The organism is Peribacillus simplex NBRC 15720 = DSM 1321, from assembly GCF_002243645.1.
Lineage (GTDB): Bacteria > Bacillota > Bacilli > Bacillales > DSM-1321 > Peribacillus > Peribacillus simplex.
On sequence record NZ_CP017704.1, the window covers coordinates 5544025 to 5570695 of the forward strand.

General features: G+C 37.5%; 24 protein-coding genes, 1 other RNA gene and 2 pseudogenes. 10 read left to right on the forward strand and 17 right to left on the reverse strand.

Features of this window, described 5'->3' with window-relative positions; translation table 11 throughout:
• Positions 1-118 precede the first annotated feature (118 nt).
• Positions 119-1078 (forward strand): sensor domain-containing diguanylate cyclase, encoded by a 960-nt coding sequence (locus BS1321_RS26710; RefSeq protein ID WP_063233869.1) that lies wholly within the window; start codon positions 119-121, stop codon positions 1076-1078.
• Between the two features lie 279 nt (positions 1079-1357).
• On the opposite strand, the gene BS1321_RS26715 is transcribed toward BS1321_RS26710, so the two are convergent.
• Positions 1358-1537: a hypothetical protein gene (locus BS1321_RS26715; RefSeq protein ID WP_063233870.1), complete on the reverse strand. Its 180-nt coding sequence runs from the start codon at positions 1535-1537 to the stop codon at positions 1358-1360.
• Positions 1538-2281 (reverse strand): type II toxin-antitoxin system SpoIISA family toxin, encoded by a 744-nt coding sequence (locus BS1321_RS26720; RefSeq protein ID WP_232522835.1) that lies wholly within the window; start codon positions 2279-2281, stop codon positions 1538-1540.
• Between the two features lie 322 nt (positions 2282-2603).
• Here BS1321_RS26720 and BS1321_RS26725 point away from each other — a divergent pair, with 322 nt between their 5' ends.
• Positions 2604-3689, forward strand: a complete 1086-nt coding sequence (locus tag BS1321_RS26725; RefSeq protein WP_063233872.1) for an MBL fold metallo-hydrolase — start codon at positions 2604-2606, stop codon at positions 3687-3689.
• Between the two features lie 37 nt (positions 3690-3726).
• Here the strand turns inward: BS1321_RS26725 and BS1321_RS26730 are convergent, their stop codons facing one another.
• Positions 3727-4674: a DMT family transporter gene (locus BS1321_RS26730; RefSeq protein WP_063233873.1), complete on the reverse strand. Its 948-nt coding sequence runs from the start codon at positions 4672-4674 to the stop codon at positions 3727-3729.
• A gap of 284 nt (positions 4675-4958) precedes the next feature.
• Here BS1321_RS26730 and BS1321_RS26735 point away from each other — a divergent pair, with 284 nt between their 5' ends.
• The gene (locus BS1321_RS26735; RefSeq protein ID WP_411836530.1) at positions 4959-5297 is read left to right on the forward strand and encodes a YnfA family protein; all 339 of its coding nucleotides are present in this window, start codon (positions 4959-4961) and stop codon (positions 5295-5297) included.
• A gap of 72 nt (positions 5298-5369) precedes the next feature.
• Here the strand turns inward: BS1321_RS26735 and BS1321_RS26740 are convergent, their stop codons facing one another.
• The 4 genes from BS1321_RS26740 to ssrS form a co-directional block, all read right to left on the reverse strand.
• Entirely contained in the window at positions 5370-6713 is a 1344-nt protein-coding gene (locus tag BS1321_RS26740) for an MFS transporter (RefSeq protein WP_063233875.1), read from the reverse strand.
• A gap of 247 nt (positions 6714-6960) precedes the next feature.
• Complete coding sequence (locus tag BS1321_RS26745; protein WP_063233876.1) at positions 6961-7149, reverse strand: hypothetical protein; 189 nt, start codon at positions 7147-7149, stop codon at positions 6961-6963.
• Positions 7150-7461: 312 nt separating this feature from the next.
• Positions 7462-8829: an MFS transporter gene (locus BS1321_RS26750; RefSeq protein ID WP_063233877.1), complete on the reverse strand. Its 1368-nt coding sequence runs from the start codon at positions 8827-8829 to the stop codon at positions 7462-7464.
• A 286-nt stretch (positions 8830-9115) separates the two neighbouring features.
• Positions 9116-9303, reverse strand: a non-coding RNA gene (gene ssrS, locus BS1321_RS26755) — 6S RNA.
• A 363-nt stretch (positions 9304-9666) separates the two neighbouring features.
• On the opposite strand from ssrS, the gene tatA reads away from it, so the two are divergent.
• The gene (tatA, locus tag BS1321_RS26760; protein WP_063233878.1) at positions 9667-9873 is read left to right on the forward strand and encodes a twin-arginine translocase TatA/TatE family subunit; all 207 of its coding nucleotides are present in this window, start codon (positions 9667-9669) and stop codon (positions 9871-9873) included.
• 307 nt (positions 9874-10180) lie between these two features.
• On the opposite strand, the pseudogene BS1321_RS28845 reads toward tatA, so the two are convergent.
• The 3 genes and pseudogenes from BS1321_RS28845 to BS1321_RS26770 all read right to left on the reverse strand — a co-directional run.
• A pseudogene (locus BS1321_RS28845) lies at positions 10181-10651 on the reverse strand (methyl-accepting chemotaxis protein); the annotation flags it as partial.
• A 336-nt stretch (positions 10652-10987) separates the two neighbouring features.
• Positions 10988-11479: pseudogene (locus BS1321_RS28850) on the reverse strand (protoglobin domain-containing protein); the annotation flags it as partial.
• 466 nt (positions 11480-11945) lie between these two features.
• Positions 11946-13352: a branched-chain amino acid transporter BcaP gene (locus BS1321_RS26770; RefSeq protein ID WP_063233880.1), complete on the reverse strand. Its 1407-nt coding sequence runs from the start codon at positions 13350-13352 to the stop codon at positions 11946-11948.
• A gap of 489 nt (positions 13353-13841) precedes the next feature.
• On the opposite strand from BS1321_RS26770, the gene BS1321_RS26775 reads away from it, so the two are divergent.
• A complete protein-coding gene (locus BS1321_RS26775; protein WP_063233881.1) occupies positions 13842-14903 on the forward strand; it encodes a DUF3900 domain-containing protein in 1062 nt (353 codons plus the stop codon).
• A 256-nt stretch (positions 14904-15159) separates the two neighbouring features.
• Here BS1321_RS26775 and BS1321_RS26780 read toward each other — a convergent pair whose 3' ends face one another.
• The gene (locus tag BS1321_RS26780) at positions 15160-15666 is read right to left on the reverse strand and encodes a GNAT family N-acetyltransferase (protein WP_063233882.1); all 507 of its coding nucleotides are present in this window, start codon (positions 15664-15666) and stop codon (positions 15160-15162) included.
• A 191-nt stretch (positions 15667-15857) separates the two neighbouring features.
• Here BS1321_RS26780 and BS1321_RS26785 point away from each other — a divergent pair, with 191 nt between their 5' ends.
• Positions 15858-16610 carry an alpha/beta fold hydrolase gene (locus tag BS1321_RS26785; protein ID WP_063233883.1) on the forward strand — a complete coding sequence of 251 codons (753 nt, stop codon included), beginning with the start codon at positions 15858-15860 and terminating at the stop codon, positions 16608-16610.
• Between the two features lie 7 nt (positions 16611-16617).
• Positions 16618-17202, forward strand: coding sequence for a TetR/AcrR family transcriptional regulator (locus tag BS1321_RS26790; protein WP_063233884.1), 585 nt, complete (start codon positions 16618-16620; stop codon positions 17200-17202).
• A 442-nt stretch (positions 17203-17644) separates the two neighbouring features.
• Here BS1321_RS26790 and BS1321_RS26795 read toward each other — a convergent pair whose 3' ends face one another.
• From BS1321_RS26795 to BS1321_RS26820, 5 genes are all read right to left on the reverse strand, one after another.
• Complete coding sequence (locus BS1321_RS26795; RefSeq protein WP_063233885.1) at positions 17645-19249, reverse strand: phosphodiester glycosidase family protein; 1605 nt, start codon at positions 19247-19249, stop codon at positions 17645-17647.
• 766 nt (positions 19250-20015) lie between these two features.
• Entirely contained in the window at positions 20016-20189 is a 174-nt protein-coding gene (locus tag BS1321_RS26805) for a peptidoglycan-binding domain-containing protein (RefSeq protein ID WP_081112949.1), read from the reverse strand.
• Between the two features lie 61 nt (positions 20190-20250).
• A complete protein-coding gene (locus BS1321_RS26810) occupies positions 20251-20928 on the reverse strand; it encodes a M15 family metallopeptidase (RefSeq protein WP_063233887.1) in 678 nt (225 codons plus the stop codon).
• A gap of 170 nt (positions 20929-21098) precedes the next feature.
• The gene (locus tag BS1321_RS26815; RefSeq protein WP_063233888.1) at positions 21099-21308 is read right to left on the reverse strand and encodes a hypothetical protein; all 210 of its coding nucleotides are present in this window, start codon (positions 21306-21308) and stop codon (positions 21099-21101) included.
• 591 nt (positions 21309-21899) lie between these two features.
• Positions 21900-22268 (reverse strand): helix-turn-helix domain-containing protein, encoded by a 369-nt coding sequence (locus tag BS1321_RS26820; RefSeq protein WP_232522836.1) that lies wholly within the window; start codon positions 22266-22268, stop codon positions 21900-21902.
• A 280-nt stretch (positions 22269-22548) separates the two neighbouring features.
• Between BS1321_RS26820 and BS1321_RS26825 the strand changes: the two genes are divergently transcribed.
• From BS1321_RS26825 to BS1321_RS26835, 3 genes are all read left to right on the forward strand, one after another.
• On the forward strand, positions 22549-23400 hold the full coding sequence (locus BS1321_RS26825) for an alpha/beta fold hydrolase (protein ID WP_063233890.1): 852 nt from the start codon (positions 22549-22551) through the stop codon (positions 23398-23400).
• A complete protein-coding gene (locus BS1321_RS26830) occupies positions 23393-24604 on the forward strand; it encodes a SpoIIE family protein phosphatase (RefSeq protein WP_063233891.1) in 1212 nt (403 codons plus the stop codon). Before BS1321_RS26825 ends, BS1321_RS26830 begins: the two co-directional genes overlap by 8 nt.
• A 467-nt stretch (positions 24605-25071) precedes the next feature.
• Positions 25072-25317: a hypothetical protein gene (locus tag BS1321_RS26835; RefSeq protein WP_063233892.1), complete on the forward strand. Its 246-nt coding sequence runs from the start codon at positions 25072-25074 to the stop codon at positions 25315-25317.
• Between the two features lie 665 nt (positions 25318-25982).
• Here BS1321_RS26835 and BS1321_RS26845 read toward each other — a convergent pair.
• Positions 25983-26372: a tautomerase family protein gene (locus tag BS1321_RS26845; protein ID WP_063233894.1), complete on the reverse strand. Its 390-nt coding sequence runs from the start codon at positions 26370-26372 to the stop codon at positions 25983-25985.
• Positions 26373-26671: the final 299 nt, after the last annotated feature.

The window sequence follows — 26671 nt, forward strand, 5'->3', positions numbered from 1 at the left end:
AGTGGAAATCCGCACAACTGTCACGGTTTTCAGATTCCACTTTTGTGTCTTTGTTGTTCAATATGAGAAATAACATCCGGAAATCTAAAAAGACTATAGATAAAAGAGGAGCCTGAGAATGATTCAGCAAGATATCAACTATTATAAAAATTTCGATTCTATCGCTAAAGAAGTATTAGCACTTTTAGCTCAAACCATTGAGGTCAATACATTCTTCCTTTCTATAGTGAATCCCATACAGAGTTTTATGATCAAATCCTTCAATAGAAATGCAAAGTTAATTTGTGAAAGTGACATCATTCCTTATAATATGGTTTATTGCAAATTAGTTGTTGAGAATGGCTTGGAACCACTCGTTATCACGAATTTGAGGGAACATGAATTGACTAGTGGCCACCCCGCAACGAAGTTTATAGGGAATGGGTGTTTTATGGGAGCTCCGCTAATAAATGAGGGTGAAATCATTGGGACATTATGTGCATTCGACATTAAACCTCATGTTTTTAAAGATTATGATCTGATACTCATTAAGTCTTTGGCAGCTTTGATTAGTCATACAATCGTTCTTGAAAAGGGGATTATCAGGGATCCTTTGTCAGGTCTTTATAATCGGCACTTCATTTATAATTATTTTGATTATCATAAAGATAAAACGAACGATGAAATGGCCCTTCTTTACATCGATCTTGATTATTTTAAATTTTTCAATGATTCCTTTGGTCATAATTGTGGTGACGATGTTATTAAAAAGGCAGCGGAATGTTTTTTGCAATCCGTCCCCGAAGGTAGTCATGTGGCTAGAATCGGCGGTGATGAATTCATTGTATTATTACATCCATCTCATTGTGAGGATTTAATGAAAAGCACTCAGCTAAACGCTGAATTATTATTGAACCATTTATCCACCATGCCCATTCACATTAATGGAAATGATCATTTTATATCAGCTAGCATAGGAATAAGCTTTTATCCTCATAATGGTACGGAAATGGAGTCACTTTTGAAAAAAGCGGACCGTTCCATGTATAAGGCTAAAGAGTCTGGACGTAGGAATATTCAATACTTCCACAAACTGTGATTATCATGAATAATAAAAAAACCAGTTCTCCTTAGAGACTGGCTTTCTTTCACCTAAAAAAAATCCAACGTTTAGCTTTCAGCTTTTGCAAAAGCTTGAGCAAATCAGCGTTTCCCTTATGTATCCGTTTCTCGGATGGTGAAGCGGAGGGGACCGGGATGTTAACTCTCTCGGGTTTTTTGTTCATATTCTGAAAGACCCTTCCTATTCTTTGATTTTGAATAGTATATGCGGGTTTCCATTAAATATCATAAGGAAAGGAAAAACCTCTGCCCTTCCTTATAAAACGTTTTTTAACCGGCTGAAGCGTGCAGCTTTTTCTTTTTGTTTCAGGATAATGCGTTCGTTCTGTTTCATTACTTTTTTAGTGTGGGGACTTAAACCTACATCGGGTATGTTTACCTGTGGTTTGATTACGGCAACTGACACGTCATTGCCGGCTTTATCATAAATGCTCATTTATCCTTCACCACCTGGTTTTTGTTTTATGACCATATCGAACATCATGATTAATAATGCTATTAATAAACAATCGACTTCTGAAACGAAGCTTTCTGATTTAACATCAAGGATATAGGGTTCCATCAAAATGCTTACAGGCTGCAAAGCCATTTTTTCTTCATCATTATAATACGTATCTTCTCTTTCCAATGTAGCACGAATGGTACTGCCATTCAAGTTCGGATGCCCATTTATCACCAATTGCTTGTCCTGTTCCGTTTTGAAAGGAAGGATTTCCACGTTCATCCCTTCCTTTGCTGCATACGCTTGTAGGAGAATGCTCAAATAAGCCAAATATTCCTTATTCGTTTGATAATACTCAGGTATTCCTTCTTTTTTTAGGAGATGAAACATATTCTTGACCTTTTCCCTATTATCGGTTAAAAGTTTGTCACTTTCTGCAACGGCTTTTGTTGCATAGGACAGCTCGTTATCGCCAATCTTGGATATATACATGCTCAAGAACACAAACATATCAATCAGGATGAATACGATAGCCATAATCAAGAAATTCTTCCACTCATTAAAAATGCTCATCGGATAGAAATTCCAATAAATCAATGCTCCCAGTATAAAAATGATATACCAGGTTTTTCGAATAGCTTCAATCCTTTTACTTACCTTGTCTTTATATTTCCAAGAAAGAATGACATAAGCTAATAAAGCAATAAATACTACCCATACAAAGACTCTGAAAAACATTAACAATCGATTTATCACCCTACCCTTCGGCTGCTACATTCCTTATTCCGCTCTCTATATTATTCATTATATATACATCTATTCCCTGCCTAAGATGGGTGAAACTTAAACACTTGTCCTAAGTTTTCACCAAATGAAAAAAACACTCCTCCTAAAGGGAGTTTGCAGTTAATGAATCTTATGTCTCACCCTTCATTGCCCTTTTCTCAGAAGGGTATATCTTTATCATTTTTCTTGTGGGGCATTATAGTAAATAACCTTATATATTCTGTGATATGCTATGTTTTAAGAAAAGGTCTGATTAATATGGGAGGAACCTATCATGCTGAAAATTATTAAGATCACCATCTCTTCTTTTATAGTATTGTTACTTTTCCTAAACCTCTATCCTCCATTTGGTAGAAGGGTAAATAAAGAAAAACTGAGAAGTTTCACTACTAAAGAGAATTTTGCCAAGGGAAAATTCCAAAATCAGATTCCTGCCAGTCAAGCGATGAGCCTTAAACATACTGGTTCCATTTTACGTGATTACATAAAAGCTAATCCAAAACGGAGGCCCGACCGTCCAATCGTAATTGGAACAAAAGAACCTGTATCTGTGAATTCCAATAAAATCACCTGGTTTGGTCATTCTGCATTCATGTTGGAGTTAGACGGGAAAACCATTTTAGTCGATCCCATGTTTGGCAAAGCACCCACTCCCTTTCCTTGGTTTGGGAACAAGCGCTTCAGCGGGGAGTTGCCTATCGATTTGGATATGCTGCCTCCTATCGATGCCGTCCTACTCTCACATGATCACTACGATCATTTGGATTATTTTTCAATAAAGAAATTAAAGGATAAAGTCAGTCAGTTCATAGTCCCACTCGGAGTCGGTGGACATCTTGAAAGATGGGGTGTAAAACAAGAACTGATTCAGGAACATAATTGGTGGGATGAATTTTCATTCAAGGAATTCCAATTTGTCTGTACGCCTGCAAGGCATTTTTCTGGAAGAAGTTTACGTGATGGCAATAAGACACTATGGTGTTCTTGGGTAATTAAAGGCAAACAAGAAAAGGTATTTTTCAGCGGCGATAGCGGCTATGGCAGCCATTTTAAAAAAATCGGCGAAAAATACGGACCTTTTGATATAACTTTAATGGAATGCGGCCAATATGATGAGCGCTGGTCAACCATCCATATGATTCCAGAAGAAACTGTTCAAGCACACATCGACGTACAAGGTAAACTGATGATCCCCATTCATTGGGCTGGTTTCACATTGTCTTTTCATGACTGGACAGATCCTATAGAACGGGTAACCAAAGCGGCCAATGATCTTGCCGTCCAGGTCTGCACACCTCAAATAGGCGAACCAGTAGTGATTGGTTCAACAGATTTCCCTCAAACAATATGGTGGAAATAAAAATGGTCCATTCCTAATGGGATGGACCATTTTTATTTCACATTTTCCCTTCATTATATTCAAGATTCACCTTTATTGAATGCTCTTTCTTCACTCCAAAATAATTCGTGCCTATTACACCTAAAATGATTAGTATCGACCCCAGTATATCGTAGATTGTAATCTTTTCATTTAGAATGAGAGCTCCTGCTGCAATCGTTACAACAGTGGAAAGATTTGCAAACACACTCATTTGGGACGCTTTGATTTTTGATAAAATCGTATTGGATAATAACGAAGTGACCAATGAAGCCAATATTCCCAAATACAAAATGGAACTGATGAATTCCATACTCGACCATGGTGTAAAGAATTCCGTCATCGTTCCTTGTTTTAAATGGGTAACGAGCGCGGCCACGTTAAAAATGACAAAGCCTGTTCCCATCATGAAAAAAGACATTTCACCTGGTGTATAGTCCTTGGCAAGTGAACGTGTCATCGTTGTATAACAGGCAGTTGCAATACAGGATAGCAAGATCAACACCATCCCAAGCATGTCGGAAAAATTGATTGTGCTCCCTTTCACCACAAAAATGAAAATGACTCCAACTACCGACAAAACAATCGAAAGCTTTTGATATAAAGATGTTTTCTCCTTCAGGAAATATTCAGCTATCATCAATGTTAGAATTGGGGTGACAGCAGTCAGAATTCCAGCATCGGTGGATTGCGAGTACTTAAGTCCGAAAGTTTGAAAGGCAAAGAAAAGAGTTGGGAACAACAAGGATAGCGGGACCAGATTTTTAACCGACTCCCAGGAATAGTTCACCTTAATGACTTTAACGGCGACCAGGAATAAAATGATGACGAAGGAGACCGTGAATCGGAAAGCCAAAGTATCAAGCGGATTCGATTCTGCAATCGCCATTTTCGTAAATAAGAAAGATAGGCCGACAATACTTGAATGAAATATGGCTAACGTGTATGCAAATGTTCGGGTTTTCATGGCTGCAACTCCTCAACTAGATTACTATATTCCTATTTAGGTATAGTACCCTTTGCATCTGTATTGCAATCCAAGTTAGAGTTAAAAGATAACGTTGGGATATTTTTTTAAAAAAGCTAAACTTTTCAACAATCACGCACAAACAACCTCATAACAATATCCTTTTAGTGAAGGATCATTTTCATGCCTTAACGGTGATGCTGTAGTTAACTTTAGTTAGTAACAACTCTGTAAAGTATGATCATTTACAGTTTCAAATATGATAAAATTTCAACGAGGAAGTGATGTATACATATATGTTAATTACTACCGTAATATTCCTTATGGCTGGCCTAGCGGAAATTGGTGGCGGCTACCTTATTTGGCTTTGGTTAAGAGAAGGTAAATCCATTTATCTAGGTTTAGCCGGAGGTTTTGGGCTGGTGTTATACGGCATCATTGCAACTTTCCAAACGTTCCCTACCTTTGGACGTGTATATGCTGCATATGGCGGGGTTTTCATTGTTTTATCGGTTTTATGGGGATGGGGCATCGATAAGAAAGCCCCTGATTTATATGATTGGATAGGAGCTGTAATCTGTTTGGTCGGGGTTTCAGTCATTATATGGGGTCCTAGACAGTAAAAAAATCGCCACTTGTCGTTTGGCCGTTCTTCATTTGAACATTTTCATCCAGTGATTCAGGTAGGGTGTACATTATATCAATTTCTTTTCCTGTCTGTTTGCGGTCATATTGCTGAAATTATCCTGAATGAACCAAATCGCCGCTGCTGCAATGATGCATGGTATGGCAAAAGCTAAAAAATTGACTTGCAATGATAACTTCATATCAAGCAGGGCCCCACAGAAAGCAGGAGCGAGTATTCCGCCAATTCTGCCGATACCTAATGCCCAGCCGACACCTGTAGAACGGATTTCATTCGGATAATACTGGGATACATATGCATTCGTTACGATTTGTGTACCTGTTGTCGTACCCCCTGCTATGGCAATCAGTATATAAAGCATGATCATGCTTGGCTTGAAGCTCAGCATTGTAAGGGTTATGAATCCAAAGACCAAGAAAGTAACCAGAATCCTCTTGGAACCATATCTGTCTGCAAGCTTCCCTCCAACGATCGCTCCAAAAACTGCTCCAAGGTTCAATACGACTAAGAATGTCAGGCTTGAACCTAATTCATATCCTGCCCCTCCCATGATTTTTGGAAGCCATGTACTCAGGCCATACATTACGAACAAACACATGAAAAATGCAATCCAGAACATAAGGGCGCTTAGAGTCCTCCCATTTTTGAATAACTGTTTAACTGGAAACCCTTTCATTTCACTTTTGAGTTGCTCCTGAAGGACATAAGAATCATTCATGGTGAATTGCCCGCCTACATTCACTTGATTCAGAACGTTCACCAATTTGCTTTTCTTGTTTTTTGTCATGAAATAATTTATTGACTCGGGCAACAATTTATATAATATGGGCATGAAGATTAAAGGGAGTGCACCAAGCCAAACCACTGCCCGCCAACCAAAGTTCGGAATCAGATACATCGCTCCCATTGAAGCAACAACTCCCCCAAGAGCGTGCCCGCTGAACATGATAGCGACCAGGGTACTTCTAAGTTTTTTAGGGGCATATTCAGTAATGATTGCAATTAGATTCGGCATGACTCCTCCCAAGCCTAGTCCTGCAAGAAAACGTTGTATTCCAAAAGTAGTTGGATCATCGGCAAAACCTGATGTAAATGTAAATACGGAAAAAATGACCGTACAAATCAAAATGACTTTCTTTCTGCCGAATTTATCGGCCAGCGGTCCAAAGACCAACGCTCCTATCATCATTCCAAACAAAGCATAGCTGCTGAATAACCCTGCCTCTACAGCAGATATCCTCCACTCCGCCATCAAAGATGGCAGGATTGCCCCAAGCATGAACATATCATACCCGTCACAGATGATGATAAAGATACAACATAATAAAATCTGCAAATGAAAGCGGTTAAATTTTTGTTCGTCCATCATTTCAGACACTTGGATTGTGTGCATTTCCTTCCCCTCTTTCTGCTTTTCCTTTTGACGTAACCTTAAGGATATCTCTATTTTTTGGGCCGAACTAACATTTAGAAAATGACAACTAATAATGTAGTCACATAGATAGATTATATATATATAGAACTAAGTTCACTATATATTAACCTAATTTTTAGAATATTGTCAATAATCAAAGGCGATTAGCCAAATTAATCAACAAAAAAACCCTCTTATCAAAGAGGGCTTTAAATAAGTATAAGGATTAAGCGTCCAAGGCTTCTTTACGCTTTCTTTTCCTTGATTCTGTTATTAGATCATAACCAAGATAAAGGATGATGGCTCCGCCTAACAATTTAACATATAACGGAATGTCCGCTACAAAGAAATAAATCATAGAGAATAATGTCCCTATAATGCTTAACCAAAAAATTACATGTTTTAAAATTTTCAAAGTAATGACTCCTCACAAAAGATGTGATTAATTTCTAGTTCGCTCCACTTCAAGGGAGAATTAATTATCCGTACCATCATTTTAACATTTATTCTTTATATTAATAGTGACTCGTATTGCGAAAATATGAACATTTAAGCAACTTTTCACAAGAATAGGTCAAGTCAAGCAATTCCCGGAGAAGCTTTACGCTAATTCTTGTCAATTTGCAGTTTTCATATAGACCCATAATTACGAAAAAAAAGGCCAATAAAAAAAGATGCATGAAATGGCAGCGAGGGCATCCAAGCATTGCATTTCATGCATTTAGTTTCACAAGACGTTCAATTTATTAGATTCTACCACCATTTCTTCAGTTGGTTCTGAATGATCATGTTTATAATAAGCTATTTTCGCTGGAACGAATGATAAGGCAACCGCGGCAATGAGACCCGGAATGGCGAAGGCAAGGAAATTCATTTGGATTGGAAGCGAGATTGATAATAAGAATCCGCCGAGTATGGGTCCTAGCATACCTCCTATCCTTCCGATTCCAGATGCGACCCCTAATGCCGTCGATCTCATATTTGGTGGGTAGTACTGGGAGACATAGGCTTGTACAAGGTTTTGGGCACCAATGGTGCAGGCTCCAGCAATCGCTACCAATGTGTATATCACAAAAGAGCTTCCTCCCATTCCCAATAGGGTCAAACTTACTGCCCCAAGCGCATACATAGGCACAAGCATTTTCTTGGATCCGTAACGATCACAAAGTTTAGCGATTATAAGCGTGCCTACGATAGCGCCCCCTTGAAGAACGATCAAGAAACCTAAGCTTGAATTCAGCGCATAACCTGCCTCGATCATTAACTTTGGTAGCCATGTATTCAATCCATATACCATCAAAAGGCACATGAAAAAGGCGATCCAGAACATCAGTGTGCTTAGAGCACGGGAATCCTTAAACAATCCAAGAATCGGCATATTCGTATCTGTTTTTTTCAATTCAACAATTTCATCCTTGATGTCAAATTTACTCTCCGGACTTACCTTGGATAATATCCTGATCAATTCTTCTTTTCGGCCAATTCTGATCAAATGCGTCGAAGCCTCTGGTAAACGCTTCATCATGAAGGGTAAAAATAACAGTGGTATTCCTGCAAACCAAAATATTGATTCCCAGCCTAGTGAAGGCATAAGCAAGATACCCAGTATCGGGGCAAGCATCCCTCCGAATGAGTAACCGCACAAAACGATTGAAACGACCATGCTCCGCATCGTTTTCGGTGCATAATCCGTCAATAAGGCAATAACGTTCGGCATGATTCCCCCTAGCCCTAATCCCGCTAGAAATCGGAAAGTCGAAAACATGGTAGGTGTGTTCGCAAATCCACATAATAGCGTAAATAAACTAAATAAAATCAGTGAAATCGCAATTACATTTTTCCTGCCAATCCGATCTGCTAAAGTACCAAAGAAGATGGCCCCGAACATCATTCCAAATAGTCCATAGCTGCCCATAGCCCCCGCTTCCACGGAAGTAAGGTTCCACTCCTCCGTCAATACCGGGACTACCGTTCCGTAAACGACGAGGTCATATCCATCAAAAAGGATAATGATAAAACACCATGCCAGCAATCCAAAATGAAAGCGATTAAACTTACTGTTGCTAATTACCTCAGTTGTATTAATTTTAGCCATAAAATTTTCTCCTCTCTAGGTGACTGCAGTACTTCCATCAAAATGATAGCGCTTACGAAATTCTTTAAAAAACATCGACTCACCATAATTTTATACAAATAGTGAACCTAGTTATCTAATTATTATTATAAATGCTAATTATCTGATATTTCAATAAAAACTTTCATATAATTTTCATAAATATCTTAATATGTTTTCTGATGCTATCGTTATATATAACGTTCCGAACATGCGTAAAAACAACAAAAAACCAGTCCCTGTCGGAACTGGTTTCTAATTATTAAAGAAGTAAGCCGCAATTGCCGTATTCAAGTAAGAAAGTTTTAAACCACCACTCCTCAAAGTGGGTGTTTGCAGAAACATTCCTGTTGTCCAAGTCAGTGACGAGGCATAACATTCCTGTCTCGATGTAAAACTCCCTATTACAGCTTAAAGGTTAAAACTTAATTATCATTACGAACAACGCAGCTTGTATAGTTATAATACCGAAATATCTTCAATCTTGCAAGTTTAATCATTCCCAAGCAACAAAAAATTTCATGCTAAAAATTAGGCAGGTGTAGCCAAATTAGTTACATGCCCAAACGGCAAAACTAATGACGACACTCTGATTTCTCTTACCTTCCCCCACTTTCATTAATATCTTATTAAGGAATAGCATGCTTGGATAAGTAAATATTTTTAGATAGAATGTGCAAGATAAATTTGTGGGACGGAATAGAAAGTGTTTGTCTTGCATGGATCATCGGATGTTGAACTCTATAATATAATATCATTTGCAAATACATGGAAGGAGTCTATAATATTAACTAACAGATTTGATTGGAGTGACTAGTTATGCTTTCAAACATTGGTTTTCCAGGTTTAATTTTAATCCTTATTTTAGCTTTAATTGTTTTTGGACCGAACAAGCTACCTCAAATCGGACGGGCAGTCGGGACCTCGCTTAGGGAGTTTAAGGATGCAACGAAGGGAATAACAGAAGAAATACAAGAGGAATTCAAAGATGACGTACAAGCTGCAAGAAAAGAATCAATAAAATGAAAAAGACGCCTGCACGCAGCAGGCGTCTTTGATGCGTTTGTGGCGCAGAACCGTCAGGCCACATCCCGACGTTTAGCTAAAAGCATGTTCCTCGACTTACACAAATTAGCTCATCGCTTTATTAATATAACATTAAACTTATATTATATCAAGTGATTTATTGAGCAGCCTGTTAACGACATTCCTTGGAATTGATTTTAATCCTTATTTTTTATAGTTTGTTCTTATTCTATAAACCGCTTTTGGGCTTTTTAGAAATATTCTATCGAGTTGCTTATTAAAATACGAATGATCCCTATTAAGTCCATTACAAGTTCATTGTCAATTGAGTCAATTGATCCGAGGAAACGGCCACTTGATTGAACGCTTCATTAATTTCATCGAATATATCATTCAGCTCTGTCATTTCCTTGGTGATCTTAATATTCTGCTCTTTAACAGAAAGCATGGATTTTGCTATATCAGTAAAAAACATGCCAGTTTCTTTTCCTTGTTTCGTGCCTTTAGTAATTTCACCGCTAACCATGGAAATTGATGTGTTCATGACATTGGTAAAATGAGCAATTCCATTAACCAGTTTCACTACTTCAGAAACTGATTCCTTGGTATTTTCTGAAAGCTTCCTTACCTCACCAGCCACAACCGCAAATCCTTTACCATTTTCACCAGTTCTTGCCGCTTCAATCGCTGCGTTCAACGCCAACAAATTCGTTTGCTCTGCAATTGAAGTGATTATCGTGACAATTCGTTCAATTTCCTTTGAAGTATTGGATAGCTGTTCCATATCTTTTGAGATGATCGTCATTTGCTCCTGCGTTTTTACCAATCTTTTCTCTAATCCCTGTAACAGCTCCACTCCCTCATTTGATTTTCCCTCTGCATTTATTGCAATCTCTGACCCCTTTTGAGTGAAATCATGAATTTCGCCTACCTTATTTGCCATTAATTGAGTTGCTGAACTAGTTTCTTGACTGATTGCTGCCAATTCCTCGGCATTATGATTGACCTGTAGTTTAATCGTTTCTTTTTCATCTAGGTTTTTTTGACGAATCTTCTCATTTTCAAGTTCATATGCCTCTAAAACTATTTGCTGCTCTAAATTAAAAATTTTAGTGACAGCCAGAATGTTTTCTTGATATTGCTCAATATTTTTTATATTGGAAATCACATGAATGATTAATGATTGCAATAAATCCTGAAAAGCACTCATATACCATTTTGGCTGCAGTCCAATTCGCACATGTACTTGTGCTATAATATAACGCTGATTAATATACGCATCATCAATGGTTCCGCTAAACATTTCGAACATATGACGATGCAGTGTCTTTTTCAACCTATCAACAGAACTATTGTCCGAAATGATTTTCATTAAAGAGGGTTCATTTTCTAGATTTTTATAGAAATTTCCTACAATTTGGGTCAAATGTTCTTTCACTTGTTCCTGTAAAGAACGAATTATGCACAAATCCTCGATCGTCAAATGAATCATGTCTACTTGATTCAATACGCTCGGATATTCCGTTATATTGATACCGACTTGTTCTTTATATTGCATATAGTCTATTGAATCTATCTTTTGTTTATTTCTCCATATACTTTTCATGATTGAATTGCCCTCCAATTTTTTCTACCCATATATACTATTTCGACATAAAGTCTGTTAATCTTAATTCACTTTGATAAATTTTCTTCTTTCACACAAGACTTATGAACTATTTATGTCCAAACAAAAAAGACACTCCAGAAGAGTGTCTCAGACTGTAAACAATTTGGAGAAGAGCCAGTTTGCCTACAATTTTTTCTTCAAAAAAGTCCCAGTTGATTTCAGAAATCCGCTCCCTTTGCCTCTGACTGTCTGCCAAGCCTCCTCGCCGCAAGCGCCTGTGGGGTCTCGGCTATCCAGGTATTCGGCAGTAGTGTTGCACTTCTAGCAAGGTTTTCAGCACTAAAAGTTTATAACATGAAGGATAACCAAGTTTTCTTTTAAAATCATGCCTTTGGGTGGGAGCATCCCTAACCTCCTTTTTGTCGTCAAACTAACACTTTCAATAGAGCGTCTTTTTCAATGATTATTTTTCCTGCTGGTTAAGATTGGAATGCTTACGGGAATAAGTGAAGTAAATGACGACTCCGATAGCCATCCAGATCAAAAACCTTATCCATGTATGACTCCCTAGCTGAATCATCAAGAATACACAGAAAACGATTGCTAGGCCTGGAACGAGCGGTACAGCCGGACAATAAAAAGCACGTTTCATATCCGGTCTTGTTTTCCGTAAAACAATGACCGCTACAGAAATCATCGTAAACGCAGTCAATGTTCCAATGTTGACCAACTCAGCCAATTCACCAAGAGGTATGAATGCTCCCAATAAAGCCGCTATCACACCAAATATCCATGAAGCCGCATAAGGTGTTTTATATTTTTTATGAAGTTTTGATAAGGATTTTGGCATCAGCCCATCACGTGACATCGCAAACATGATTCGGGTTTGTCCATACAACATAACCAAGATTACCGTTGTCATCCCAAGGAAGGCACCTAGATCGATGATCCCTGCAACCCAATTTTGTCCTGCGCTTTGCAAGACCAAAGAAATCGGGTGGTCAAGAGCCTTGCTGAATTGTGCATACGGTACCACACCTGTCATGATTAAACTTACGATCATATAAAGCACAACACAAACGACCAGTGAACCGAGGATTCCACGTGGTAAATTTTTTCCTGGATTTTTTGTTTCTTCAGCAGCAGATGCAACTGCATCAAAGCCGATGAAGGCAAAGAACATTAATGCGGCAGTTGAAAATACCCCATCGATTCCAAATGGCATGAATGGCTGCCAGTTTTCCGGTTTTACATAATAAATAGAAGAAACAATGAACAGCAGGACAACCAACACTTTAATAACGACCATTATATTATTGATTCTAGTCGTTTGTTTCGTACCTATGGAAATCAAAAAGGTAATCGCCATGACTATCAAAAAGGCTGGCAAGTTCATATAAGTCGTGACACCTTCGACCGAACCCGGTGCTGCCGTTAATTTCTCCGGAAAGTTAATCCCGAATCCACTTAAAAATGATTGGAAATAGCCCGACCACCCGGCCGATACGGCACTAACAGCCAATAAGTACTCAAGGATTAGATCCCAACCGATTATCCAAGCGGCGAATTCACCTAGAGTAGCATAAGCATACGTATAAGTCGAACCGGATACCGGCACGGAAGCTGCAAATTCTGCATAAGAAAGTGCAGCGAATAAACAGGCAAGACCAGCAATGACGAACGATAATGAAAGTGCAGGACCAGCATTCACTGCACCAGTACCTGTTAATACAAAAATGCCTGTCCCAATAATCGCTCCAATTCCTAACATCGTTAAATCCCAAGCACCTAGTTCCCGTTTCAATCCCTTACCGCCGGAACCTGCGTTTTTCAACAAGTCCTCAATGGACTTCTTTCTAAAAATACTCATGTCCTCTCCTCCATAAATTTTATAAACTATTCTGAAAACTATAGACAAATAAATTCACTTACCATTTATATCGGAGAAATTTCGACAAATTTCTATAATTCCCGAATTATCTGACTTTTAAATTATATGTATTAACCTTTTCATCGTCAACGATTTATTATTGTAAAATTCTGTTTTTTGAATCTTCTTTAAAAAAAAGTCTTATTAATCAACAGAATCCTCCATCATTAACAATGAATGATTAATAATTCATTATTCTATTATTATAAAGTGATGTTCCGTTAAATTGTTCTTGTAAAGTTCTAATATTTTTAATTCTATAGGAACTCATTATTATTTTTCTCTATGTATTATTATGAAATAATACACCAAAATTATTCTGATCATTCATGCACCAATTGTTTGACGGAATCAATGTACATCACTATACTTATTAAGTCTTAAAAAAAGTACGGGAATTATGCTTAATAATTGAAGAAGGTGACATTCATGGATTTTACGATTACCTATCTGTCTTTTTATCTAATCCAAGTCGAAGGAAAAGGCGATCAGGCTGATAAGCGTTTTAAACATTTCCAAACTCTCGATACCCAAGAATACGAGGAGAGTCCTCTAAAGGACTTTTTGGATGGGGAATTGATGAAGATTTCCAAACGAAAAGTGGACCGTCATCCAAAAACTGAACAAATACCGACGAAAATCGGTTCTTTTATTGTCGAAGAAGGACATGCACTTGATTCCAACCCTAATTACAATGTATTTAACCGTGTTCGATATGCTAAAACGAAAGAAGAATTCCAAGAGGAAAATGAACAATTCACGCGGTCCTATATTGATACAAGTGCCGTCCGTGGCGGTGTCTTCATAATCGCATCGGCTAAATTATCGAAATATCTTGATGAACCATTCGTTTTCTTATTAAAATGTGATTTCGAGCCGAAAGTTGCTTCCATTTCGGATGAACGGACCTTGATCAGGCACGTTGAAATGGCAATCACCACTAAAAATATGAAATCCATTCAATATCCATACATGCCCGAAGAAGGTATGGTCGAAGAAGGCGAACTGAAAATCCATCAGGCTTCACATGCCCGCTACTTCGAGGACTTCTTGAAATTCGTCGAATATGGTGAATCAATGCCGGAAATCATGAAAAACCAGGTCATCCACATGGTCCATGAACATGTATCCGCACAATTCGAAGAAAACAGTGACGAACTGCACAAATTTGAACAGGACCTGGAAATCTGGGAAACGAGTGAAAAGCGTGAAATCCAAGAACGTCTTGAAACCCATCAGGTCGTCGAAGCCACAGCCCAGATTGTCGAGCATACACCTGAAGCCGAGCTGCGAATGAAGCTTGGCAGTACATCAATCAAAGGACTGTTAGCCGATTTCGGCGACAGCATCCATTTAGGAAAGATTAATGGGAAGTATGTATTGATGATAGAATCGGATACGATAGAGTTCGATAAAGGCGTTTCGCCGATTGAATTTCACAGGCCGGATGATTTGATGGAGATTGTGGAGAAGATTAGTAGGAAGGTTTGAGGGAATGGTGATGATTTGTGATCAGAGTTGTGATCATCAAATCAGTGCCATTTAAGGGATATATCGTTTGGGTAATCAAAATTGTCATCATTTTATGCACTTATAATTAAGTACTCTTAAAATATTAAAGGAAAAAAGACCTGAGATTATTTTTTGCTTACTGTCTTTCGGTTATGACTAAACATTAAGTTATGAAACACATCTTAAATGATTAGCTCTTTGCATGTCATTATTTTGTTTTTCGTTTTGATATTATTCATTCGATAGATAGTCGATACGCCTTCACGATGATACCATCATCAGCAGGTTGGAAGTCGAATTGCGGCAATCGTACAAAGCCCATACGTTCATACAATCGCATAGCAGTTTTCATAAAATCTGCGGTATGTAAGCCGATGTACTGTGAACCGTTTACTTTTGTTCGCCGAATACATTCTTGGATTAATGCCTCAGCAACACCTTTGTGTCGTGCCTGTGGTGTGACTGCAAGCATTCTTATCTCAGGATAATCTAACATGTCAACCAGCCCTTTGTAGGCATCTGATTTCGCAGGAAACAAAGCAACACTACCTACCACTTCTCCATCTAATTCAGCAACTAGAAGTTCAACATCTCGCTGTTCATCGGCATCTGAAGATATAGCTTTCTTCAGAGCATCCCAATGCCCTTCAGGAATGCTTTGAGCATGTTCTTCGTAGGCCTTCACTCTCTGTTCACGAATCATTTCTACTTCATATAATAAAGCCTTTCGAATTTTTACCATTTAATCCACCACTCCCCTTATTCAGCTACACCTTTAAATTATACTCTCTATGTTTATTAGTCCAATAGAATATATGCGTAATAGAAAAAATATCTAAAGTAATTAAAATTAAATTGCGTTTTCCATTGACTAAACATTCATTCAACAATAAAATAATACTGAAAATTCAGTAAATAAATGGAGGGGTTGCATTGGATTTACATTTCGAGATTAATGGCACGGGTCATCCTGTTGTTCTTATTCATGGTGGTGGGGCTGATTTGAGGCAATGGACTTTTTTAGCATCTCTTTTATCCAAGAATTACAAAGTTATTGCTTTTGATGGCCGTGGTGCCGGTAAATCACCATCCCCTATAAAACATGCAAACTATGTTGACGATGTACTGGCATTAATGGATTACCTAGAACTTAATCAGGCAACGATTATAGGCCATTCCATGGGCGGGCAGATTGCAACTGATTTCGCTCTTAATTACCCTGAAAGAGTATCGAAACTTGTATTAATTGCTCCTTCTTTGACTGGTTTTCCCTATTCAAAAGAGTTTGAACAATATCATAATAAAATATTGGAAATCGCCCCCAATATAGATAAGATGTTAGAGCGTGCCCTTCATTCACCAACATATCAAGTTGTTATTAATAGTCCGCACAAAGATCTCACTGTTCAAATGCTCAGGCATCATTTCGTGCGCATGCTTAAGTGGCCTGCTGATTTCTGCATGACATGGCCTCAGCCGCCAGCAATCGAACGATTAGGAGAATTGAACCCCGAAACTTTATTTTTTATCGGTAAAAAGGACTTGGCAGATAATTTTCGAGTTGCCGATTGTTTTCGTAAGGTTCCAAACATCAGTTTCATCGAAATAGAGAATGCCGATCATATGCTGCCCCTCACCCATTCTGAAGATTTATATCAAGAATTCACTGCTTTTATGGAGGATTGAAAATAAAATGCCACGTACACCCGAAGAGAATGACCGTATTCGCCAAGCATCCAAAGAAAAAATTCGCGCTGCAGCTATGGAGTTATTTATGAAACAAGGATATTACGCTACTTCTATAAGCGATATAGCCAAGAAGGCGGGTATTTCGAAAGGGTTACTCTATAACTATTACAAAGGAAAAGAAGAGCTGCTTGCTGAAATGGTCGAGGCTAGAATCAAGGAAGTGGTTGAAGTCATGGAAGAAGCGTTCACCTTAAATACACCTCGTGAACAGCTTGAACATATAGTCAATGGTGCCATTGATAATATCCTCAAAAAACCGGAAGTCCATCGGTTCTATCTACACCTGCAAACTCACCCAGAGGCTGATGACGAGTTGATAAAATACAGTCATCTCATAATTGAAGAAAATGCTAGACAATTTGAGTTTCAATGTAAACTGTTTGAAAGCATGGGGGAAAAAGAACCAAGGAAACGATCGTTATATTTTTCGTCTGTGCTACAAGGTATCATGTTAATGATTTCTACCTATCAACAGGGGTTTTCGGTAGAAGCAATAAGGAACCAGATTATAAGGGAGTTTTGTAACTAGTCTACCTTTTAATAGGGCATATCTTGAATAAATTTTTATATGGACCTTCCAATATCGGACGCTAAAATGGAGTTAAAGAGTTCGTCATTGAAGTGAACCCAAGAAGTTTGACACTTTATTTAATATGGCAACCTTGAGGGCATGAACCCGGTAATCACATTATGTTGAAACCTTTTTTATTTCTTTGTTATGACCTCTCTCGGTTTTTGATTGGAAGTATTCAATAATGAATGCGTGGATCAATCCATGTTCTCCACTCCATTCGGATGGCAAATGAAAATCTGGAGGTTCACACGGAGGAAAGACCATTTTCTTCAAAAATCAATAAAGAGGCTGCCCCAAATCATGTACCAGTAATTTTAGGGCAGCCTTCTTAAAGTTATTTTCTAAAATAACTGAAGAAGTTAAACTCTAACTCCTTAACCTCCTTAACGCCCATCTATTATTCTACTAACAATATTCCATCGGCAATCGGGCGTTCACCTGCTGCATCAGATGGTCTTGTGACTCGATCATCCCCAACTGTCATGGTCGTCGATCCTCCGCCGTCAAGATTGATGGCATCGACAGCTCCTAATGACTTCATGACTTTCGCACTTTCTTCAAAATTAGCCCCCACACTCCATCCGGGTGAGCGTCCATCGATCGTGACGAATAATAGATTGCCATTCTCCTTGATTCCTGCAAGCGTTCTAGGATTACGACGTTCCCCAAAACGATAATAGAACCCAGGATCTTCTTCCCAGTGAAAACCTTCCTCTACGGCATTAATGGAAATTTCTCCGTTTTCCAATAATCGTGGACCACCATTAATCATGCTGGTGGTTTGATCTAATTTTATTAGCTTTCCATCCCCAGTGATTTCACTCTTCACCTGAATCTTCATCCCTTGTTGGGCATGGTCACGAAGCCACTCTGCTGCTTCCCCAGTTCCCGCAAGAACAAAACCACTGCTTGGAATGACTCCTCCACGATGGTTACGAATTTCCACCACTTTTCCGGCATGATTTACTACCACTTCCACACCGTCGCCCGATTCTGTCTCTTCTCCAAATACGGACGTATATTGGATAAGCTCACTTTCATCCTTACAAGTAAAATCATGTTTCGGCCGTTCTGTTGTCGTATCTCCTCCAACACCGCCACAATTGCGGATTAATCCAGGCTTCCGATTTAATCCATCCACTTCCCTAACCGCACCATCAGTTGAAGTAGCCTGAATTGAAGTGGAAACAGAAGCAATGTTTGCCTTCTCTTCAACAGAAGATAAAATCAGAGCTGAACGGCTATTAATCGCTTCACTGACAAGGTGACCATTGCTGGCGAATATACCGGCAAGATCGCCTGGTGTTCCATCCTTCTCTCCTACAACAAAGTATCCAGCATTAACTCCAGCAATGGCATCATTTCTGTCTGCCATTTGGGTCAACGTTTCTTTCCCTGTCACTGCATCATTTGCTAATTCAGGCACCACATGCCCTTGAAATCGATCTTGGTCCACTTCAAGGACGTTTACTACCCATGGTCCTGTTGTTTTCTCTCCGTCTTCACCCGTGTACACAGTTCGCAGACCCGAATATCCCTTTTCCGATAACTTGTTTCTCATTTCGGTTGCATCCGCTTCCACCTGATATTGGCCGATGCGAACAATGTATCCAAGTGGACTTTTTTGCCTGTCATCCAAGGCCCGATCCGGTTCTTTTATGATACGAGCATTTTTGAAACCATCCTTCTTTAAATTTCCCAACAATTTCTTTGCCTGCTTCTGTGTTTCTACAAATGCCACATCCACTGTGTAAAAGTCTTTAGAAGATATTTCACCACGATTGATTTTGGTATACGTCACTCCTGGTGCTGGATTCATAGAAGTTCTTTTCTCATGCAAATTAGGCGTTCCCAGCGGAAGCACATGATTTTTCATCTGTACTTGTGAATGAACATTCAATTCTGCTTGAACTGGAGTTTCTGGAATGGCATTTACAATCATCACAGATGCTAGACTAATAGAGGCGATAGGCAAAATTGGCATTTTCCATATTTTTTTCATTTTTTTCCTCCAATAAAGTTATGTCCTACTTTAACTTTATTGTTTCAATGTGTTGGAAAATTAAAAATACTATTATATTTCAGTCAATTTTAAGTGAACAAAAATGAGCATAAATACTCGATAAATATTACAATTCACATTTGTGAAAGGCCTGATTTTTGGATATTTTCTCTTAGTACTTTGTAAATCAACATTTACTTTTAACAAAGCCTTACCTTGCTTTGCTACTTAATCAGTGGATATTATAAGATATCAGGCGGGATTATCACTTTGGAGTTGAAATTTATGGCGACAGTAAAAAAGAACTTGTTGTTAATACCAACCATTTTGTCGGTTATCAATGTGATCTGCCTTGCTTCATTCCTCATTGGATTTAGTATTATGAATTACCCAATTTCGAGGGTTTTAACTGATCTTGGCTTGCTATGCCCATTGATCGCAATCTTATCATTCCTCTATTTAGTGATAAAAGTCAAAGGAATAAAACATTCAGCATTAAAGTACTTACATTTCGTAAATGCGGTTACATTTCTTGTCCCGATATGTATTCTTACTTTTCTTATACTTCGATTCTTAAACGATTGGGATATTTACTTTTAAAAAAATGCTATTTTAAAAAACATTTTTATTCATAAAAAAAAGCCCTCATTTTTAAGGCTTTTTTGCTAAACTAATTGCATTTAAGCATTATAGTTCTATTCCAATATATATATCATCCAAATAATTTTGCAAAAGTATTTTCACCTGCAATACCATCTGCAGGTATTCACTTGGTCCTTTGAAAGGCCTTCACCGCTATTTCCGTTCCGCTTCCAAAGATGCCATCTATGCCATGTGGATTTTGCCCTTCCAAATAAAGTGCAGCTTGAAGGATATAGGTGATATTCACTTTCGCCCCTTCCCTAACATTAGGTGAAGCCGCTTTTGTTTGGTTCCCCATATTCCATCAACATTATTCTTTGCACCATATTGTTTATTCAGTTCGGTTTGAAAACCCTTTATCAAAGCTTTTTTTGTATTAGGAACATAATATAATAACCATCAACATCTATTTTTGCATTATACCGGCTATTTAATGTCCTTTGAATGGACTTGATAGTCTGATTGCCGCTGTCCTTTGCAGGCGTATCTTTTATAATCACATCCGATTCGACTTGTGTTGCTGGTGGGGTGGTTCCATTCACTTTTGATATCAGTCTAGGCTTTGTTCCCGCTTTTAACTGAGAATAAGTTAGTCCGCCCGTCATATCCAAGTGCGGATAATCTTTTAAGCTTGACCAATCCCCTCCCCATGCAAAGCCCAAGGATTTACCAATAGCCGCTACCCGTTTCCATTTTGCATCAACTGTCCATACGGCATTCTTTCCATCATCGCTGACTATGAAATAATCAATGGCTAGTCCATAGTTATGGTAAGATTGACCTGGCATCGCGTTGGTCACTCTCGGTTTCGATAAATCACTATAGTTTTTACCATCGTAGATATAACCTAGGCGACCTTGACCATATAACTTTGCTTGCTCTTCCATAGACCGATAACCTGCGCTGATTTGGACAAAAATGCCTTCTTGGTATGCCCGTTTAACCATTTCCAATGCTGATTCTTTTACGACTGGATGAATTCCGCTGCCCATATTCTTTTCCGAACGATCCAATAAAGTTTTTAATTTAACTGTCAATTTTATCACCTCCTAATATGTTATGGTACTTATTAGGAAATGCTTGTACACCTACCTTGACGTTACAAAGAAAACGCCCTTTTAAGTTGACCTAGTATGGGTTCATCATTCATATAATTCTGGTAAAATAACAAAAGCACAACCCTTAATAGGATTGTGCTTTTGTTATTTTATAAAGTCTTATTTTGATTTTCTTTATCTTTACCAATAACTCTTATCAATTCATCGAGCTTTTCATTTCTTTCTTGATCTAATCTTGTCTTTGCATTGATGAATTTTATTATCTTAATTATGAAATAAACACTTAAAACAATAAGTCCCAGATAAAACAAAATCGGTATGATTGCAAAAAGCCCTATTAAACTGCTGGCTTGGTCCATAAATAATCCCCCTAAATGTAAAATATAGTATTATTATACAGGAAAAACAAAGAAGGCGTCCCATATCAATTTATTATTTATTTAATTATTTTGCGCAAAAAACCCAAAGCTAGTAACATTTTAATAGATCCAATTAGTCATCAGAAAATTTCTTAAAGATAAGGTAAAACAATATTGAAGGATTTGAGTCAGAATCAGGGAGAAGTTTAAGTTACCCATTATAAAAACCCCTACTTTATCTATTCAAATATAGACATAAAATAGGGGTTATATATTTTTTGTTGCGTTTCTAACATGATTATAAAATAGATAAATTGAATTAAAGAACTACACATAATCAGTCAATACTCTTCTAAATCCCACTTATCTCTGCTCTCTACAATATGTTTTCTAAAAAGAATTTACACTCTAGAGTAGTGGAATGAATAACAGCATGGGCCATATTTCTTAGCGATCTATCAAAAAATCCCTCGTAGATCTCCTTTACATAATCCCTTTTTATAATTAGGCTTTCCAAAGGCTAATTATCAAGGAACGTTGTCGACCTTTTCCGGGTATAAGAGGTTCGTATATACGTAAGACTAAGAGTTTTCAAAAGTCTTGAAACTCCACGAAGTGTATACTCTCCCCCCATTCCAGTTCAATATACTTCGACACTAAGGAAAGGGTCCAATCGTATGTTGTAGAAATTCCAAGATCATTGTGGGTTTGATAAGTGACTACTTGAACAAGTTCTTGCTTCTGTTTGTCTGTTAGCTTGTGTGGTGAACCAGGAGAGTGTCCCATTTTCAAACCATCAATTCCGCCTTTTTTATAAGCATTGATGTAAGAGGAGATGGTTTTAAGACTGCGCAGGGTGATGTCACTGATTTCTTTTTGCTTGTAGCTCTTTATATAAAGGTAATTAGTTTGATAACGTTCAAACGTCCGACGGTCACTGGATCCCTTCATGGCTTCCATCACACGTGAAATTTCACTTTGATTATTCGAAGGAAACATCCCTTCGATTCGATTTTATACCCAAAATGTTGAAAAATAAACCCTTAATTCAACACAAGTTAACCATAATAGATTCTTTTCAAAATTCAATGATTCTTAGTATAATCCAATCCATTTAAAAGCGAGTATAATGTGAAGTTAAAGATAGTTCCTCCGATTTAGTACTAAATTGGAATTCTTTAATTCGAATAAGGTTAGTGTTAACATATAGTAAGTATATCTTCTAATGAAGGAGCTAATTATGAATCCCAATATTTTATTACGTAATAATGTAAAGTTTAAAGGAAGTGGTACACGACCAATGATATTTGCCCCAGGTTTTGGTTGTGATCAAAATGTCTGGCAATCAGTTGCAAAAGACTTCGAAGATGAATACCAAATTATCCTATTTGACTATGTTGGGTCAGGTAATTCAGATATACAGGCATATAACGTGGAAAGATACAGTACTCTTGAAGGGTATGCACAAGACGTACTTGATGTTTGTTCCGCATTAGACCTAAAAGATGCTATATTTGTTGGACACTCTGTTGGATGTGTGATTGGCATGCTGGCATCAATTAAACATCCTGAATATTTTTCTAAACTTGTTCTGGTTGGTCCTTCCCCTTGCTACCTGAATCTCCCTAATGATTATTACGGAGGATTCGAGAAAGAACAACTTTTAGGATTGATTGATATGATGGACAAAAATTATATAGGCTGGGCAACCGCCTTTGCTGGAACGGTAATGAATAATCCAGATCGACCAGATCTTAAACGGGAGCTAGAGAATCGTTTTTGTTCTACTGATCCTATTATCGCTCGACAATTTGCGGAGGCTACCTTTTTTGCAGACAACCGTAAAGACTTACCAAAAGTAAAAGTACCATCACTCATTTTGCAATGTTCTAAAGATGTTATTGCTCCGTCAGCAGTAGGTGATTATATTCATAAGCATCTTCCTGATAGTACATTGAAATTGATGAAAGCAACAGGACACTGTCCACATATTAGTCATCCTGAAGAGACGATATACCTAATTCGTCAGTATTTGGATGAATTTCCGACAAACGATTTACAGAAAGAGATGGGTGTGAATTTTTGTGAATGAACAATTAAATGAGGCACCCTGCGGATATTTGACTTTATCAGAAGAAGATACTATTTTATCCGTTAACCAAACCTTACTTAAAATATTGGGGTATAATCTCGATGAATTGAAAGGGCAGCATATTAATTTTATCCTTTCGGCTTCTGCTATACTCTTTCATCAGCTTTATCTGGTTCCTCTGATCAAGTTAGAAAATCACGTTGAGGAAATATATATATCCTTAAAGTCTGAAGATGATGAAGAAATACCTGTGTTACTAAACGCTGTTCGAAGAGTGCGAGATGGAAGAACTATTATTGAGTGTGTGGTAATTCTAATGCGAAAAAGAAACGAATTAGAAAATGAGCTTCTTATAGCGAAAAATGAGGCTGTGACAGCTCTAAATGCTAGGAATAAGGCTTATTCTGATTTAGAGAATGCTCATGAAACGATGAAAATGCAAAAGGATAAACTTATTGAATTAAACGAAAAAAACGTAAAATACAAAGTAGATACAGAAAGAGAAATGGATCTTGCTAAAAAAATCCAAGAGACACTTTTAACTGTTCCTATTATTAATGAACATCTTGAAATTCAAGCATATTATAAAGGCTCCAATCAATTATCAGGTGATCTATATGGATTTTACCAAATTGACGCCCAACGGTATGGCCTTATCCTACTAGATGTGATGGGGCACGGGCTTTCTTCAGCTCTAATAACCATGTCACTTCATTCCATATTTCAGAGATTAATTTTAAAAGGTTCTGAAGTGAACACTGTGATGAAGGAATTAGATGATCATCTTCATTCTTTATTCAAAAACACAAGTGAAACTTCGCATTACTGCACAGCCGTCTACCTTTTAATCGATACTGATAAGAGAGAAATTAATTATATCAATGCAGGCCATCCTTCTGTTCTTTTACAGGATATAAACGGAAAACAATATCACTTGCGTTCTAATCGGCCTCCACTCGGGATGTTTGAAGAAATTATCTTTAAAACAAATACCCTTACATACAATAAGGACAGTAAGCTGTGCCTTTATACGGATGGAGTTGAAGAACCACTAGGTTCAGACCGTTTATGCTCATTGTTAAAGACCTATTCGGCTGCCCCTTTATCTACACTTAAAGAGGAAATTATACAATCGCTTAGAAATGAAGAGGACACTGACCAACGTAAAGATGATCAAAGTCTTATTTTAGTTAAACTAAAATAAGACTTTGGGGTTGTGCTATCCGTTACATAAACTGATACAGGTTGCTGTTCAATTTCTTGGGAGTTCGTGTAGCAGATACTATGTTAGATAGCCCCTTTATTTAGGGATTAACTTTAGTTCAATAAAATTTTAATATTCTATATCCCTTGCTTTACATCATAAATTTTAAATCTCTTTAGAGGGCCTTAATGGATTCCAGCACTAGACAGTTTAGTAATTGGAATAAAATAAAACAAATGAGGAGCTATCTTATTATTGGAAGCTTCAATTTTTTACGCAAAATAATTATTAAAAATTATGTAATATAAATAATAAATTGACAGCGTCCGATCCAAAAATCATCCAGCTCCCAGCAAACTTCGCCAATCCATAACCAGCTTTCGATTAATTTTCATTCGCTTTGCTCCATTCACCTTCCAATCATTTCCATATTATTATAAAATTATTAAAAAGGAAGGGGGATGCAAATGAACGAAGGTAGAGATCCATTCGTTTCTTCACTCGCTTCTCATTTAAACATGCGGCTTACTCGTTTGGCAGAAGAAAGGGATATCCCACTGGAAAGATTGTTCGATAAATCTATCGAATTGCTACTTGAGTATATGGAAGACAATGAATTGATCAATGCCAATGTTAAGTTAAACAATGTCGAAGCGATTAATAAAAATAATGAAATCATTCAGCAAAGCAGGCTGATCCTTAAGAAAGACTAGCTTAAAAACACTCAGCCATCACGGTTGAGTGTTTTTTCATCTTTATATATTTACAGCGCACTTTCCACTAATATATCCCACTCTAATCTACAACTGAATGTCCAAATAAAAAAGGCAGCCACTAGGACTGCCTTTTTTGAACAACTTTTTTACAGTTGCTTCATTCTTTTGTGATTAACAAAAACGGCGCTTGTTTTTTTTGCATTTGCATTTACATTTACAACGCTTTCCAGGAAACCATACTGTACTAGGGTCATTGTTCTCAAAACATTTTTCTTCATAACAACAATTTTGCTCCATCCTAACACCCTCCTTACTATTGTATATGCATGGACTTATGGATGGTGTGGACAAGTTGCAAAAAGTTTAGAATTTACAATGTATGTGGAAGCAAACTGAAATCTCCCCAAGTTTTATGGCCAGGAATAACGATTTCGCATCTTTATAAACATACATTAAATTCTTCATCGTATTTGGCCAAGCTTCCATGTTAGCTTCATCAATGACCCCGGAATTCTTTTGTTCCAGTGCGAAGATCAGCTTGTACAAAATGGTGAAGGCACCTATCACATTGAAAGGTGCCTTTCTCTTCAGTTATTTGTACCGTTCATTAGGGAATATTTAAATGCTCTTCGTCCGAGGCAAAGGATTTAAGAGAATTTCATTTATAATTCACCATTTAAAAATTGGGCTTCCCCTAGTCCAAAGCTCCAATCAGCATCCCCATTGGTAACAATTGAAACCATAATATCATTTGGTTCTATTCCACAATTTTCTCCCAACTCTTGAACCAAAAGTTTATAAAAATATTGCTTCTGATCTTCCCTTCTTTGCTTACTAGTTACACTTATTACTACTAAGTTCTTACTTCTCTCAAAACCTAACCCGGTATCTTCTATTATTAATTCATGAGCAGGATGCTGATGAACTATTTGATATCGATCTTTTTCGGGTACATCGAAAGCTTTAACAACTGCCCGGTGAGCAGCATCCAATAGATTTCTTAAAGAATTCTTATCTCGCCCTTCGATTAAATCAAATCTGATTAATGGCATTATAAATCCCCCCCAAAGTTAATATTTGATTACGTTACGCTGGTGCTAGCATAAATAGAATTACTTTAGAGTTAGAACCTTTCATCTACTCTATACGTTACTTTTTAATCCCAAGTCAGGAATTTTTCACAACTAGATTTCCACTCGATAAATCGAACTATACTGGATTTCGCATTACTATTTAATGTGTTGACCCCGTATATCCTTTAAAAGGAACCCTCTTATTACATCTTTTGGCCCCATTGCACAGACAATTTCATCATCTGTTGTCTCTTGGCCATTAACAAGGTGAAACATTC